The 372-nt window shown below is 54.6% G+C and carries 1 rRNA gene; it reads right to left on the reverse strand.

What is annotated here, in order from left to right:
- Window positions 1-372, reverse strand: a 23S ribosomal RNA gene (locus tag KUM32_RS45505); the annotation flags it as partial.

Raw genomic sequence — 372 nt, forward strand, 5'->3', positions numbered from 1 at the left:
TGCTGCGCGAAACGAGCATCTTTACTCGTAGTGCAATTTCACCGGGCCTATGGTTGAGACAGTCGAGAAGTCGTTACGCCATTCGTGCAGGTCGGAACTTACCCGACAAGGAATTTCGCTACCTTAGGATGGTTATAGTTACCACCGCCGTTTACTGGCGCTTAAGTTCTCAGCTTCGCCCCACCGAAATGGAGCTAACCGGTCCCCTTAACGTTCCAGCACCGGGCAGGCGTCAGTCCGTATACATCGCCTTACGGCTTCGCACGGACCTGTGTTTTTAGTAAACAGTCGCTTCTCGCTGGTCTCTGCGGCCACCCCCAGCTCAGACCGTAAAGATCATCACCAGGTGTGGCCCCCCTTCTCCCGAAGTTA

It is taken from the genome of Streptomyces sp. AC627_RSS907 (assembly GCF_019049165.1).